The 13,678-nt window shown below is 40.7% G+C and carries 12 protein-coding genes; 5 read left to right on the top strand and 7 right to left on the bottom strand.

Translation table 11 applies throughout. The features are described from left to right. Window positions 1-66: 66 nt before the first annotated feature. Complete coding sequence (locus tag R2S08_RS04995) at window positions 67-516, bottom strand: protein-disulfide reductase DsbD domain-containing protein (RefSeq protein ID WP_316834100.1); 450 nt, start codon at window positions 514-516, stop codon at window positions 67-69. A 31-nt stretch (window positions 517-547) separates the two neighbouring features. Beyond that, window positions 548-1,318, bottom strand: a complete 771-nt coding sequence (locus R2S08_RS04990) for a biotin--[acetyl-CoA-carboxylase] ligase (protein WP_316834155.1) — start codon at window positions 1,316-1,318, stop codon at window positions 548-550. A 42-nt stretch (window positions 1,319-1,360) separates the two neighbouring features. Here R2S08_RS04990 and rsfS point away from each other — a divergent pair, with 42 nt between their 5' ends. From rsfS to R2S08_RS04970, 4 genes are all read left to right on the top strand, one after another. Next, window positions 1,361-1,735 carry a ribosome silencing factor gene (rsfS, locus tag R2S08_RS04985; RefSeq protein ID WP_108551366.1) on the top strand — a complete coding sequence of 125 codons (375 nt, stop codon included), beginning with the start codon at window positions 1,361-1,363 and terminating at the stop codon, window positions 1,733-1,735. Between the two features lie 27 nt (window positions 1,736-1,762). Beyond that, on the top strand, window positions 1,763-3,859 hold the full coding sequence (gene ftsH, locus R2S08_RS04980; RefSeq protein ID WP_133779443.1) for an ATP-dependent zinc metalloprotease FtsH: 2,097 nt from the start codon (window positions 1,763-1,765) through the stop codon (window positions 3,857-3,859). Between the two features lie 49 nt (window positions 3,860-3,908). Beyond that, on the top strand, window positions 3,909-4,553 hold the full coding sequence (locus R2S08_RS04975) for a lactate utilization protein C (RefSeq protein WP_133779044.1): 645 nt from the start codon (window positions 3,909-3,911) through the stop codon (window positions 4,551-4,553). Between the two features lie 64 nt (window positions 4,554-4,617). Beyond that, on the top strand, window positions 4,618-5,703 hold the full coding sequence (locus tag R2S08_RS04970; protein ID WP_316834099.1) for a ketoacyl-ACP synthase III: 1,086 nt from the start codon (window positions 4,618-4,620) through the stop codon (window positions 5,701-5,703). On the opposite strand, the gene R2S08_RS04965 is transcribed toward R2S08_RS04970, so the two are convergent. From R2S08_RS04965 to R2S08_RS04945, 5 genes are all read right to left on the bottom strand, one after another. Beyond that, a complete protein-coding gene (locus R2S08_RS04965) occupies window positions 5,700-7,193 on the bottom strand; it encodes a tetratricopeptide repeat protein (RefSeq protein WP_316834098.1) in 1,494 nt (497 codons plus the stop codon). The two genes, R2S08_RS04970 and R2S08_RS04965, sit on opposite strands and share 4 nt — an antisense overlap. Window positions 7,194-7,345: 152 nt before the next feature. Next, window positions 7,346-8,092 (bottom strand): zinc ribbon domain-containing protein, encoded by a 747-nt coding sequence (locus R2S08_RS04960; RefSeq protein WP_108551375.1) that lies wholly within the window; start codon window positions 8,090-8,092, stop codon window positions 7,346-7,348. A gap of 273 nt (window positions 8,093-8,365) precedes the next feature. Next, window positions 8,366-9,463, bottom strand: a complete 1,098-nt coding sequence (locus R2S08_RS04955) for a Nif3-like dinuclear metal center hexameric protein (RefSeq protein ID WP_316834097.1) — start codon at window positions 9,461-9,463, stop codon at window positions 8,366-8,368. A gap of 98 nt (window positions 9,464-9,561) precedes the next feature. Then, on the bottom strand, window positions 9,562-9,921 hold the full coding sequence (locus tag R2S08_RS04950) for a TM2 domain-containing protein (protein WP_108551377.1): 360 nt from the start codon (window positions 9,919-9,921) through the stop codon (window positions 9,562-9,564). Then, complete coding sequence (locus R2S08_RS04945; protein ID WP_316834096.1) at window positions 9,914-10,258, bottom strand: DUF2752 domain-containing protein; 345 nt, start codon at window positions 10,256-10,258, stop codon at window positions 9,914-9,916. The genes R2S08_RS04950 and R2S08_RS04945 overlap by 8 nt, the downstream gene beginning before the upstream one ends. Before the next feature lie 64 nt (window positions 10,259-10,322). Between R2S08_RS04945 and mfd the strand changes: the two genes are divergently transcribed. After that, window positions 10,323-13,664, top strand: a complete 3,342-nt coding sequence (gene mfd, locus R2S08_RS04940) for a transcription-repair coupling factor (protein WP_316834095.1) — start codon at window positions 10,323-10,325, stop codon at window positions 13,662-13,664. Window positions 13,665-13,678 lie beyond the last annotated feature (14 nt).

The following is a 13,678-nucleotide window of genomic DNA, read 5'->3' as shown; positions in this document are numbered from 1 at the left end:
ATCCGGATAAAAATAAAAAGAGCGCCTCCCAAGGGTTGCGCTCTTCAATTTCTAGAATAGAATCCTCTATTTTACCTGAACGCTGAACTCCACTTCTGTTGGAGGCAAACATTTACTATCGTTACAAACCATAAATTCTACTTTTCCTTTGACGGTTGTAGAAGGTTTGTTCAGTTTCACTTTTTGCTGAAAGATAACTTGTTTTTCAAAATAGCTTACATTCATATCGAATGACTTCTCAAATTTAGTAACTGGTTTTGGCTCCGAAGTCGTTCCAACCTTTACATAATCTTTAGAAGGGGCAAAAGTAACGGATGTTTTCACAGGTCCGCCATCTTTTACATTTTGAGAATAAATATGCCATCCATCTTCGATGCTTGCTTTAATAAAAACAATAGCTTCTGTCTTACTGATCTTTTTTTGTCCATAAGACCATTTTACCGGATTTTCGATCTGAGCTGATGCAGCAAAAACCGAAAGCACTAAAAAACTAAGTATTAATGTGATTCTTTTCATTGTGTGTGGTTTGTTTTTACTTAACGTTTTTTCAATTTAAAAATTCTATTTCCTTAAAATTATATTCCTTTTCTGTTTCTCCCTCAAGTAGGACCAGCATCCCGGTATCTCTTACCCCTTGTATGCTTGCGAAAAATACTTCGCCATTATGTCTGTACTTATGCTGTTCATCGAACCTGTACAGCCTGTTATGATAAGCATTCCGAAGGTAAAGGTAATCTGCGGCCTTTAATTTCAGGTAATTACTTTCAATATGACTGCAAATGTCTGTTAATAGCATTTTTAAACTAACATCTTTATGTAAAATTTGATAAACAGATGTTGCCTTACCACTTAAATGTGGTTCGAAATGCTGCTGGTTTACATTTAAACCAATTCCGATAATACCAGATTTAAACCGGTTTCCGGCAATCATATTTTCAATGAGTATACCCCCTAGTTTAAGATCTTTATAATAAATATCGTTTGGCCACTTTATACTGACTCCAGCGCCTAATAAATTAGTTAAGGCCTCATTAACGGCGATACTTATGGCCATATTGAGCAGGAATTGTTGCGGTATATTCAGGAAGCTCGGCTTCAGATACACACTGAAAGTAAGGTTCTTTCCAGGCTCTGTATGCCAAATGTTCTGTTGCTGGCCTCTTCCTGCATACTGATTATCTGCCATAATTACAGTTCCTTCTGGTAATGGCTCGGATTTTGACACCAATTCTTTCAAAAAGTTATTGGTAGAATCAACCTCTGATAATTTGATAAGATTTTGACCAACAAATAATGTTGAAAAAGTGTTATTTTGCAAGTGTTGATTATATTTGTTGTTTATCAAAACTAAAACATTTTAATGGTAAAAAAGAAAATAGGAAACCTTTCTACATACCTATCCGAATTGGCTGTACATGGTATACAGGAAAAAAAAGGGAATGACATCGTACGTCTTGATTTAAGAAACCTCAACAGCTCCGTTTCAGACTATTTTATCATATGTAATGCAGATTCTTCTACTCAGGTCAAGGCAATTGCCGACAGTGTAGAAAAGGAAATCTATACAAACACCCAAACCGACCCGTGGCGTAAAGAAGGGTTCGAGAATGCAGAATGGATCATTCTGGATTATTTTGACATCGTAGTTCATATCTTTAAAACCGAGAAAAGAGATTTCTTTGGAATTGAAGACCTATGGGGCGATGCGCAGTCTACTTCTTATCAAAGCGCCTAATTTTAATTAAAACATTTTGAATCCATGATGAAAGAGAAAGAAAATACAAAACCCAAGTTGATTAAAAGGATACCCAATATTCCAAAAAAACCTCAAAAGGGTTCCAAGTTTAACATCTTCTGGGTTTATGCCGCTATAATTCTGGGATTGATCTTACTTCAGTTCCTGTTTAACACAGATACCAGCAAGCCGGTCCCATACCAAACCTTTGAAAGCGAAATGCTGAAACCAGGTGATGTAGAAAAAATTGTCGCCTACAAATACGAGGACCTGGTCCGGGCAGACGTTTTTATCAAAAAAGACCGGGTTAAAGAAAGTAAATACGATCAGTACCGTACCAAAAACAACTTTGGTGCTGCCGAAGGTCCGACAGTATATTTTACTGCCGGTTCTATGGATGGTCTGGATGCACAGTTGAAAGAATCTCAAAAAGATATTCCTGAAAACCAGCACATTCTTGCTGTTAAGGAAACCAGACAAAGTACCTTTAATTCCTGGTTCTTTACGGTGATCATTCCGGTGCTCTTATTTATAGGCTTCTGGATCTTCATTATGCGTCGTATGGGCGGTGGCGCCGGCGGTGGAGGCGGTCAGATCTTCAATATTGGAAAATCTAAAGCGACCCTCTTTGATAAAGAAAGCCAGGTCAATGTTACCTTCAATGATGTTGCTGGTCTGGAAGAAGCCAAACAAGAAGTAATGGAAATCGTCGATTTCCTTAAAAATCCAAAAAAATACTCTAATCTGGGTGGTAAAATACCAAAAGGAGCCTTGTTGGTTGGTTCTCCCGGAACAGGAAAGACTTTATTGGCTAAAGCCGTTGCAGGTGAAGCCCAGGTACCTTTCTTCTCTCTGTCTGGTTCAGACTTTGTGGAAATGTTTGTTGGTGTTGGTGCTTCCCGTGTACGTGATTTATTTAAACAAGCCAAGGATAAAGCACCTTGTATCATCTTTATTGATGAGGTAGATGCAATTGGCCGTGCAAGGGGCAAGAACAGCATGATGGGTGGAAACGATGAACGTGAAAACACATTAAACCAACTTTTAGTGGAAATGGATGGATTTGGCACAGATTCAGGTATCATTATCCTTGCAGCCACCAACCGTCCGGATGTTTTAGATTCAGCTTTGCTTAGACCAGGAAGGTTTGACAGACAGATCTCTATAGATAAACCCGATCTGGTTGGCCGTGAACAGATCTTCAAAGTGCACTTAAAACCAATTAAAACCTCGGAAGAAGTAGATGCTAAAAAACTTTCAGCGCAAACACCTGGTTTTGCAGGAGCAGAAATTGCAAATGTTTGTAACGAGGCGGCTTTAATTGCTGCCAGACGTAATAAAACAAAGGTAGACATGCAAGACTTCCAGGACGCTATTGACCGTGTTATCGGTGGTCTTGAAAAGAAAAATAAAATCATCTCTCCTGAAGAAAAGAAAATTGTGGCTTATCATGAAGCCGGGCATGCTATTGCAGGCTGGTTCCTGGAACATGCTGACCCATTGGTTAAGGTATCTATTGTTCCTCGTGGTATTGCTGCACTTGGTTATGCTCAATATCTGCCAAAAGAACAATTCCTGTATACAACAGAGCAATTAACGGACGGTATGTGTATGACCATGGGTGGAAGAGTTGCCGAAGACATCGTATTTGGAAAAATCTCTACCGGTGCCCAGAATGACCTGGAACGGATCACTAAGCTTTCTTATGCAATGGTAACCATTTATGGTATGAATGCCGTTGTTGGAAATGTATCTTTCCACGATCCGCAAACAGAATATAACTTCAACAAACCTTATTCTGAAAAGACTTCAGAAATCATTGATAATGAAGTTCGCATCCTGATTGCAGCTGTATACGACAGAACCAAGCAATTGCTGATTGAAAAAAGAGACGGCTTAGAGAAACTGGCTCAGAAATTACTGGAGAAAGAGATTTTATTCCAGGCAGATCTGGAAGAGATCTTGGGTAAACGTCCATTTGATAACCGTACGACCTATGACGAATTCGTTAATGGAACCGGAGATCAGACACCAGCAGCCAAGGGTTTGGTGCACGATGGTGTTGGCGAAACTACTGATCCTTCTGCAACTGCAAAAACTGTACAGCCAGAAGAGAATAACTAATTTATGGTAAGCTGCCGTTCCTCAGCGGACGGCAGTAAATCAAAAACCTATGCAAGAAAATATCTCTTCAAAAGAGTTAATGCTAAAGAAAATCAGGAAAGCACTCCTTGAAAAGAGAGATCATCCTTATCCAAATTTAGAAGAAACTCCACTATACAAAAAAGAGGAAGAACTCCTGGAAGTTCAATTTGCCGAACAGCTCACCGCTGTATCCGGCCATTTTATTTTCTGTGAAAATGGAATGGATTTTATTGAGAACATCCTGGATCTTGCCGATAAATTTAACTGGAGAAAAATCTATTGCTGGGAACCTGAATTACAGGAATTATTAACCCAATTTGAATTTCCTTTTTATAAGACCGATAAGGACTTTGAAATGGCCGAAGTAGGCCTTACACTTTGCGAAGCATTGATTGCCAGAAATGGCTCTGTAATGGTCTCTAACCAAAATGCCGCGGGGAGAAGGCTCAGCATATTTCCCCATCACCATATTGTAATTGCCAGAACCGGTCAGCTGGTGGCCGATCTTAAAGATGCCTTTGCATTGATTAAGAGTAAATATGGGGCGCAGATTCCCTCTATGATCAGTACAATCACTGGCCCAAGCCGTACAGCAGATATTGAAAAAACACTGGTCCTGGGTGCCCACGGCCCTAAAGAGTTGTTTGTCTTTTTGATTGACGAATTCAATTAAAATTTGTAGTTTAAGTAATTAATCCTATTTTTATACTGTATACCTAAACGGTATACGGTATGAGATGAGTAATATTGAGATGAATTTGTATTCCGTAATTATAGGTACAGGAAGTTTTATTCCTGATCATGTTGTATCAGGAGATGCCTTTTTGGACTCCACTTTTTATGAAAATGGCCTTATTCTGGACAAAGGAAATGCAGAAATTATCTCGAAATTTTCTGAAATCACAGAGATCAACGAAAGACGTTATGCTGACCCTGCACAAGTAAGCAGTAACATTGCTACAATTGCTGCCCAAAGGGCGATAGACAATGCCTCAATAGACAAAGAAAGCCTGGATTACATCATATTCTGTCATAACTTTGGTGACATTAAACTCAACAGCAACCGCATGGACATGCTTCCCGCGCTTGCTGCAAAAGTTAAACAGGCCCTGGATATTAAAAATCCAGATTGCGTAGCCTATGATTTGATTTTTGGCTGTCCGGGTTGGGTACAAGGCTCCATCCAGGCAAATGCCCTGATCAAAAGCGGGGACGCAAAAAGGGTAATGGTTATTGGAGCGGAAACCCTTTCCAGAATCATTGATGCACACGACAGAGACAGCATGATCTTCTCTGACGGAGCGGGCGCGGTGATTTATGAAGCGAAATCCTCAGCAGAGCCTATAGGACTTATTTCTCACAAGACACAAACCTATGCCGTTGACTATGGCTCTTTGCTGGTGATGGGAAGAAGTCATAATCCCGATGCCTGCAATGAAAATGCCTATCTGAAAATGAATGGCAGAAAATTGTATGAATTTGCGGTAAGCTACGTGCCCCAGGTGATCAAAACAGCCATTGATAAAGCTGGAATTGACATTCTAGACATTAATATCGTATTTATTCACCAAGCTAACGGTAAAATGGACAATGCCATTATGAAACGCCTGTTTAAATTATACAATCAGGATAAAGTTCCTGAAAATCTGGTCCCGATGACAATCTCCTGGCTGGGCAACAGTTCGGTAGCTACGATTCCGACACTTTTAGATCTTGTTGCTAAAGGTCTGGTCAAAGACTACGAGATTAAAAAAGGTCAATATGCTGTATTTGCTTCCGTAGGCGCAGGAATGCACATCAATGCCTTTATCTATCGCTTTTAATTTCCGGTTCGCTTTAAGCCCTGTTTAGCCTGCAATTCTATACTACTCTCATATTCATGGTCTTTCATTGAAATGGCGGTATTGTAGCAGGCTTTGGCTTTAGCAGGATTGCGCTTTTTCTCGTAGATCTTCCCCATAAGTAAGGCAGAATTGGCTGCAAAATAATATTTTAAGCCCTTTCCGGAATTGATTGCATTTTGATAATCGGCAAGCGCCTCATCATCTTTGCCCAGTTCATCATTTACCCTTCCCTTGCGATAATAAAACTCCGTTTTGTTCTTTGCTGTCATATTGTCTGTTTTAACAATAGAAAGAACTTCCGATGCTTTGGTTAAATAACCCCCATCGAAAAGAAGCCGGGCTTTAAGGAGTTCTGGTGTGGGTGCTGGTGCCGTAGCTTCATTAAGTGCCTGTTTATCTTTTTCCATATAAGTATAGCCCCCGCTTTTAACTTTGGATGTAAAGCAGGAATAAGCCCCTGTATCCCCTTTTAATAAGGAAAGCCAAGCCAAGTGAAGGTTCACGTCTTTAATGTAATTAGCGCCCTTATTTTGCTGCAGAAATTTATTAAAATATGTTCCTGCCGAGTAATCCAGCTTATTGAGTTTGGCTGTTCCCATAAGCAGGTCCAGATAAGGAAAGGAAGAATAAGCCGCTCCGGAAGGCTTTCCCGAGAGAATCTCTATCGCCTGATCATTATGGCCACTTCTGATACACACATAGGCCTGAAGATAAGATTTCAGCAAACTCGCATCATTGATCCTTTCCGTGTATTTCATCGTTCTGCTATAAGCGTCAGGGCTGTGGGCAATATCGCTCAGTACATAGGCGTAGTAAAAAACAACCTCTTCATAAAAAGGTTCATAAGTAGTTTTAGGAAGCTGTTCTGCCAATTTATCAAGCATTGAAATCCCGGTATTCAGATTTCCTTTGACACCAAAAGTAGATAATGTACTTTTTAACATGCCATCAGGCAAATTTCCCAGGAAAGCATTAATTAAACCCAAACCTTTTTGGTTCAACTGAAAAGCCGGAAATTTTTTACTATTGTCCGCCAATAAGGAATTAGCCCTTTTTATCTCTCTCGCCGCCGTAAAATATTCACCGAATTTACCGCTCAGCAACGCCCATTGCAAATTGATTTCTGCCTGTGCATAGAGATAATAGGGTGAATTTCTATCCTTGTCGTCTTCAATTTTATCCAGCCTGTCTGATTTATAATCTTTAAGGCGGTCAAAATCCGACTTACTTTCAGTGGTGATCAGGTAAAAATAATCGATGTAATTTTCCAGTAAAGGAACAATGGAATTATCTGGATGTACAGCCTTCTCTGCAGCAACAAGTTGCCTTGCTGCATTTAATTTAAGGTCAAAGATGTTTTTATAAGCCTTTAAGCAATTGGCATTGAAATCAAAGTTAGAAAAGCCTTTCAAAGGAAAAAGCAGAACAAAAACCAGGAACAAACAAACGGGTAACCCCTTCTTATACATAGACAGATCGTGTTAAAATACAAAAACAGTTAACGCCTGTAATCAGCATTATGTTTCACCTGTTATTTTATTATTTTCCAAATAACCCAAAATTTAGGCCAAAAAAAACGGCCAGGTAAACACCTGACCGTTTTGTATTCTTTTTAAACCGTCTATTGTTGTTCTGCCAGTTCGTGAGTCAAAGCCTCATCTACCAGAATCCTTCCACAGTGCTCGCAAACAATAATTTTCTTGCGCTGACGGATATCCAGCTGACGCTGAGGTGGAATCTGGTTAAAGCACCCTGAACAAGAATCCCTGTCAATAGTCACAACCGCCAGACCATTGTTCGCATTGCCTCTCAATCTCTTGTAAGCAATCAGCAAACGGTCCTCAATTTGAGTTTCTGCTTTTTCAGATTTTTTGGTTAAAGCCTGCTCTTCTTTTTCAGTTTCTGCAGTAATGGTTTCCAGCTCCCCTTTTTTGATATCCAGGTCTTTTCTTCTGGATTCCAGGTCAGCAAGCGCTTTTTCGTAAACTTCCGTTTTTTGTGCAATCTCAAATCCGTGCTCACGGATCTTTTTCTCACATACCTGTATTTCTAAAGACTGGATCTCCACTTCTTTAGTCAAAGCATCGTATTCACGATTATTTTTAACATCCTTTAACTGCGTTTCGTATTTCTTGATCAGGTTTTGTGCTTCCTTGATCATATTTTTACGCGTTACAATAGCATCTTCAGTATCATCCAGTTCGCCTTTAAACTTCTGAATACGGGTCTCCAATCCGGCAACCTCATCCTCTAAATCAGCAACCTCCATTGGTAACTCACCACGAATCTGGCGTATTTTATCAATTTTAGTATGAAGGGTTTGTAATTCGTATAAAGCTTTTAGCTTCTGCTCTACAGTTTGTTCCATTAAATGAAATAATTTATGGGTATAATTATATTTAACTAATTATCAATGATTTAACAGCCTCTCAGCCTTTACAAGATGTCAAATTACGGCCGGCATCCTTGCTTTAAAAAAGCCGCCGTTCTTGATGATCTGTTGCTAAAGCTTGCAAAGATAAGTATTATTTTTGCTTTCATCTATACAATTTGCTATTAATCTGCGATTTGCTCTCTTAAAATCTCCGTGCGATCCGTTGTCCCCAAATCTTCTTACAGATCCCTGGTCTTGCGGAAAAGACTAAAAGAAATAATGAACCGGATTGGTACAGTGTTCCGCTAAACGGACAGGGAATTCCGGAAATTTTTCCAGAATAATGTCCTGCAGCAAATTGGAAGTAAATTGTTCACTTTCAAAATGCCCTATATCAGCGATCATCAATTTCTTATCCGCATCAAAAAATTCATGGTATTTGAAATCTCCGGTAATGAACACATCCGCATTCGCCGCAATAGCATCTCCCAGTAAAAAGCTACCGGCACCACCACATACGGCTACTCTTCTGATCTTTTTCGGTAGGGGCCTGGTGTGTCGGATCACTTTTACATTCATGCTGTATTTGAGGTAATTCAAAAAATCATCGGCTTCCATCCCTTCTTCCAGCCAGCCCACCATGCCAGCACCAACGTTATCCAGTTTATTTTCCAGCGGATAAATATCGTAAGCCACCTCTTCATAAGGGTGGTTCTCCAGCAAAGCGACCAATACCTTGCGTTCATCCTGGGTTCTGAAGATCGTTTCTATCCGGACTTCATGCTCCTGATGCTGTACGCCTCTTTCTCCAACAAAAGGATTGGTATCCTGGCTCCCCTTAAATGTACCATAACCCTCTGCATTAAAACTGCATTCGCTGTAATTAGCGATCTGACCTGCGCCGGCATGAAAAAGCGCAGCGCGTACCTGCAACGCCTTTGCCGATGGACAAAAGGTAACCAGTTTCCTCAAAAGATCGGTTTTAGGACGGAGTATCCTTGGATTTTTTAAGTTCAGCCTTTTACAGATCTCCCCGCTCACCCCATTGTGCACATGGTCAAGATTGGTATGGATGGCATATAGCGCTATATTATGCTTAATCGCCTTGATGACCACCCGTTCAATATAGTTTTTTCCGTTTAATTTTTTTAAACCCTTAAATACAATAGGGTGATGGGTAATGATCAGATTGCAGTTGTGAACAATGGCCTCATCTACAATTTCTTCTGTACAATCCAGGGCCACCAGTGCGCCGGTAACTTCCTGATTACCATCTCCAACTATCAGACCTGAATTGTCATAATCCTCCTGGTAATTTAAAGGCGCATAGCCTTCCAGAAACCTGGTTAAAACAGCTAACTTCATAAAGAGTAAATTTACGACATCGGGAACAGAATCTCTCTCTTTAAATTAAAAAAGCCGCTGCAAAAATTTGCAACGGCCTTGGATCCATTTGGTGTGTGTTATTTTAAAGTACCCATTTTTATCATTTGCAGACTTTCAAAGACCATTCTCTGGTTATATTCAAAAGCCAGGTTCTTATGGTTGATCAGGTCAATGATGGTACCGATGGCACAAAGACCATAAGTGAAGAAATACAAGATGCCCATTCCGATCTGATTCACCAGAAAGCGAGGCAGTCCTGGCACAAAAAAACCAAGTATACAGTACAGGATCATATCGTCCGGATTCCTTCTTTTACTGCTGTAGATCATCAAAAAGCCCTTCAACTGCTGTTCACTAAAGCCCGTAGTTGCCGACTGCAAGTAGGAATATTCCTGTGGCGTGATGCCCGGAAGCATCATAAATGGTGAATCAAACATAATCTTTCTCCTTATTCTTTAAATTAATTCTTTTTTTATCATTCCAACTCAGTTTTATAAGAACACCTATCCGGTAAAAGATGAGTAGGGTTGCTGGTATTCCAAGCCAATGCATTTCTATACTCTCTTTCAAATGACCGTGAAACAACTGCGTAATCGATCTTCCAAGTCCGCATCCCGGACACCATTTTATACCCATATTGGCCAAAGGGCAAAAGGTAAAATGATCTCCTGAAAGGTGACTGTGCGGCTGCGCAGTTGCCAGCAGAATCATTGCCACCAACCAGAAGGTCAGCTCCAATGGAATTTGCTGCAGCATTTTCACAATTCTTTTCATTTTAGAGTAAATAATAGACTCATTGTTACAGGATAGCTATCTAATAAAATCTTACCTTTGTCTTGTGAACATCCGCGACCTGATCAACAGATACAAGACAGATGAACGCATTGTTGCATTGGCAAAGGCCCTCAACGGCCCTAAAGGTAATAAAATTCAGCTAAAAGGTTTAGTTGGTTCAGCCGATGCGACAGTTGCTGCAACTGCCTATTTTTTACTTCATAAGCCCCAGTTATTCATATTACCGGACCGTGAAGAGGCTTCGTATTTCCTCTCTGACCTTGAAAACATTCTGGATAAAGAGATCCTTCTTTTTCCTTCTTCTTTCAGAAAAGCATTCGATTTTACACAAATCGATACCGCTAATGTTTTGGGAAGGGCAGAAGTACTGAATGAACTGAACCACAATTCAGAATTTGGTAAAATCGTGGTTACTTACCCGGAGGCTCTTGCAGAAAAGGTTATTGACCGTTCCGTACTGGAAAAAAACACCCTGGAAATCAGTATCAATACTAAACTGGGTATAGATTTTATCAATGAATTTCTGATAGACTACGATTTTCAGCGCACAGACTTTGTTTATGAACCTGGTCAGTTTTCTATCAGAGGCGGTATCGTAGATATTTTTTCCTTTTCTCACGACCTTCCTTACCGGATTGAGTTCTTTGGAGACCTGGTAGAAAGCATCCGTACCTTTGAAATTGAAAGCCAGTTATCTGTAGAAGACGTTAAAACCTTAACGATCATCCCCAATGTACAATCCAAATACCTGACAGAAAACAACATCAGTCTGCTTGACTACATTGAAAAAGATACTCAGCTTTGGTTTAAAGATGTTGAATTTACCCTGGATATCGTTAAAAGCGGCTACAAAAAAGCAGTAGAACTCTGGAAGGCCCTTCCGGCAAAAGATAAAACTCAAAACCCGGAATGGATAGACCCTAAATTCGGATTTACAGACGAAAAAATGCTGGCTGATATCCTCCAGGACTTCCATCTTGTTGAATTTGGTAAACAATTTTTTTACAAGACCGATCATGTTTTCGCCTTTGATACCAAGCCGCAGCCCTCCTTCAATAAGGACTTTAATCTACTGATCCATAACCTCAAAGAAAACGAAAAGGAGGGAACCCATAACTTTATTTTCAGTTCTTCTCCAAAACAGACGGAGAGGTTATATGCGATTTTAGATGATATTGACAAGACTGCAAAATTTACCCCTGTCAATATCCCGCTGAGAGAGGGATTTGTAGACCCCCAGCAGCATCTGGCTTTTTATACAGATCACCAAATCTTTGACCGCTTCTATAAATACAAGCTCAAGCGTGGTTATCAGCGGAGTCAGGCCATCACACTCAAAGAACTCCGGGACTTGAAACCTGGCGATTTTGTGACCCATATCGACCATGGAATCGGTAAATATGCCGGTCTGGAGAAAGTGGAAGTGAATGGTAAAACACAGGAAATGATCCGCCTCGTTTATGCGGATAATGACTTGCTGTACGTGAACATCAACTCCCTGAACCGGATTGCCAAATACAGCGGCAAAGATACTACCCCACCCAAAATGAATAAATTGGGTACCGAAGCATGGGATAAGCTTAAAAAAACCACTAAAAAAAAAGTTAAAGACATCGCCCGGGACTTGATTAAGCTTTATGCCTTAAGAAAAGCCCAGGTCGGAACTGCTTTTGCCCCCGACGGCTATCTGGAAACTGAACTGGAAGCCTCCTTTATTTATGAGGATACCCCGGACCAGGAAAAAGCCACCCTCGATGTCAAAAAAGATATGGAAGCCCCGCATCCGATGGACCGTTTGGTTTGCGGAGATGTAGGTTTCGGAAAAACAGAAATTGCTGTAAGGGCCGCTTTCAAGGCTGTTGCCAACGGAAAACAAGCCGCTGTACTGGTTCCGACCACCATTCTGGCCACACAGCATTTCAAAACCTTTTCACAGCGTTTAAAAGACTTCCCTTGTACAGTTGATGTCATCAACCGTTTCAGGACCAATAAACAGATTAAAGAAACCTTATCCAAACTGGCTGAAGGTAAAGTAGATATTGTTATTGGTACACACCGTCTGCTCAGTAAAGATGTAAAATTCAAAGATCTGGGGATTATGATCATAGATGAGGAACAGAAATTTGGCGTATCCTCTAAAGAAAAACTAAGGGCTTTAAGGGTCAATGTAGATACCCTTACCCTAACTGCTACCCCGATTCCAAGAACCCTGCACTTCTCTTTAATGGGAGCAAGGGACCTTTCCATCATCAACACCCCACCGCCTAACCGCCAGGGTGTAAACACGGAACTCCATGTATTTAATGATAAACTGATCCAGGAAGCCGTACAATTTGAACTGGACCGCGGTGGCCAGGTGTTTTTTATCCATAACCGTGTAAAGGACCTGATGCAACTGGGCGGCCTGATCCAGACACTGGTTCCAAAAGCAAGAATTGGAATTGCACACGGGCAACTGGACGGAGATGCCCTGGAAGATGTGATGCTGGATTTCATCAATGGTGAAAAAGATGTACTGGTGGCCACCACTATAATTGAGGCCGGGCTGGATATTCCAAATGCCAATACCATCATCATCAACCATGCCCATATGTTTGGTCTGAGCGATCTTCACCAGATGCGGGGCAGGGTAGGACGTTCCAATAAAAAAGCTTTCTGCTATCTGCTCAGCCCACCTTTATCTACCCTGACTTCTGAAGCCCGCAAACGTCTCAGCGCTATTGAAGAGTTTTCAGACCTTGGGAGCGGCTTTAACATTGCCATGAGGGATTTAGACATCCGTGGCAGCGGAAACCTCTTAGGCGCAGAGCAAAGTGGCTTTATTGCAGAAATAGGCTTTGATATGTACCATAAAATACTAGACGAGGCCATTCAGGAACTTAAGGAAGATGAATTCAAAGACCTGTTCAAAGATGAACCTCAGCGTCCGTTTGTCAGTTTCACCCAGCTGGATACAGATCTGGAATTGTACATACCAGATGATTATGTAACCAATATCACTGAAAGATATAACCTTTATACAGAACTGTCCAAAATAGAAAACGAACAGCAGCTGAAAGCTTTTGAAGCCAGTTTAAAAGACCGTTTCGGCCCTGTTCCAAAGGCCGTTCAGACCATGCTCAATGCCTTGCGCTTACAATGGGTAGCTAAGAAGCTTGGCTTTGAGAAGCTTACCTTTAAAAAGGGCGTAGTGCGGGGTTATTTCATTGCAGATAAACAATCTTCTTTCTTTGATTCCAATATGTTCAATAAAATATTGCACTTTGCGCAAATGCATCCACGCCTTTGCAACCTGAAAGAAGTCAAAGATTCGCTGCGGATTGCCTTTGAAAATTTAAATACCGTTGACGAAGCTGTAGAAATGCTGGAAATGGTTGCACAATAAGCCCTTATACCTTT

Origin of the sequence: Pedobacter nutrimenti (genome assembly GCF_032678445.1) — a bacterium.
Classification (GTDB): Bacteria; Bacteroidota; Bacteroidia; order Sphingobacteriales; family Sphingobacteriaceae; genus Pedobacter; species Pedobacter nutrimenti_A.
Note: the sequence above shows the minus strand (reverse complement) of the source record. Positions and strands in the feature narration are given on the sequence as shown.

Excerpts from the sequence above, each read along its gene's own strand:
- R2S08_RS04995 (WP_316834100.1), bottom strand. The coding sequence starts at position 516 with ATGAAAAGAATCACATTAATACTTAGTTTTTTAGTGCTTTCGGTTTTT.
- rsfS (WP_108551366.1), top strand. The coding sequence starts at position 1,361 with ATGGTAAAAAAGAAAATAGGAAACCTTTCTACATACCTATCCGAATTG.
- ftsH (WP_133779443.1), top strand. The coding sequence starts at position 1,763 with ATGAAAGAGAAAGAAAATACAAAACCCAAGTTGATTAAAAGGATACCC.
- R2S08_RS04975 (WP_133779044.1), top strand. The coding sequence starts at position 3,909 with ATGCAAGAAAATATCTCTTCAAAAGAGTTAATGCTAAAGAAAATCAGG.
- R2S08_RS04970 (WP_316834099.1), top strand. The coding sequence starts at position 4,618 with ATGAGTAATATTGAGATGAATTTGTATTCCGTAATTATAGGTACAGGA.
- R2S08_RS04965 (WP_316834098.1), bottom strand. The coding sequence starts at position 7,193 with ATGTATAAGAAGGGGTTACCCGTTTGTTTGTTCCTGGTTTTTGTTCTG.
- R2S08_RS04960 (WP_108551375.1), bottom strand. The coding sequence starts at position 8,092 with ATGGAACAAACTGTAGAGCAGAAGCTAAAAGCTTTATACGAATTACAA.
- R2S08_RS04955 (WP_316834097.1), bottom strand. The coding sequence starts at position 9,463 with ATGAAGTTAGCTGTTTTAACCAGGTTTCTGGAAGGCTATGCGCCTTTA.
- R2S08_RS04950 (WP_108551377.1), bottom strand. The coding sequence starts at position 9,921 with ATGTTTGATTCACCATTTATGATGCTTCCGGGCATCACGCCACAGGAA.
- R2S08_RS04945 (WP_316834096.1), bottom strand. The coding sequence starts at position 10,258 with ATGAAAAGAATTGTGAAAATGCTGCAGCAAATTCCATTGGAGCTGACC.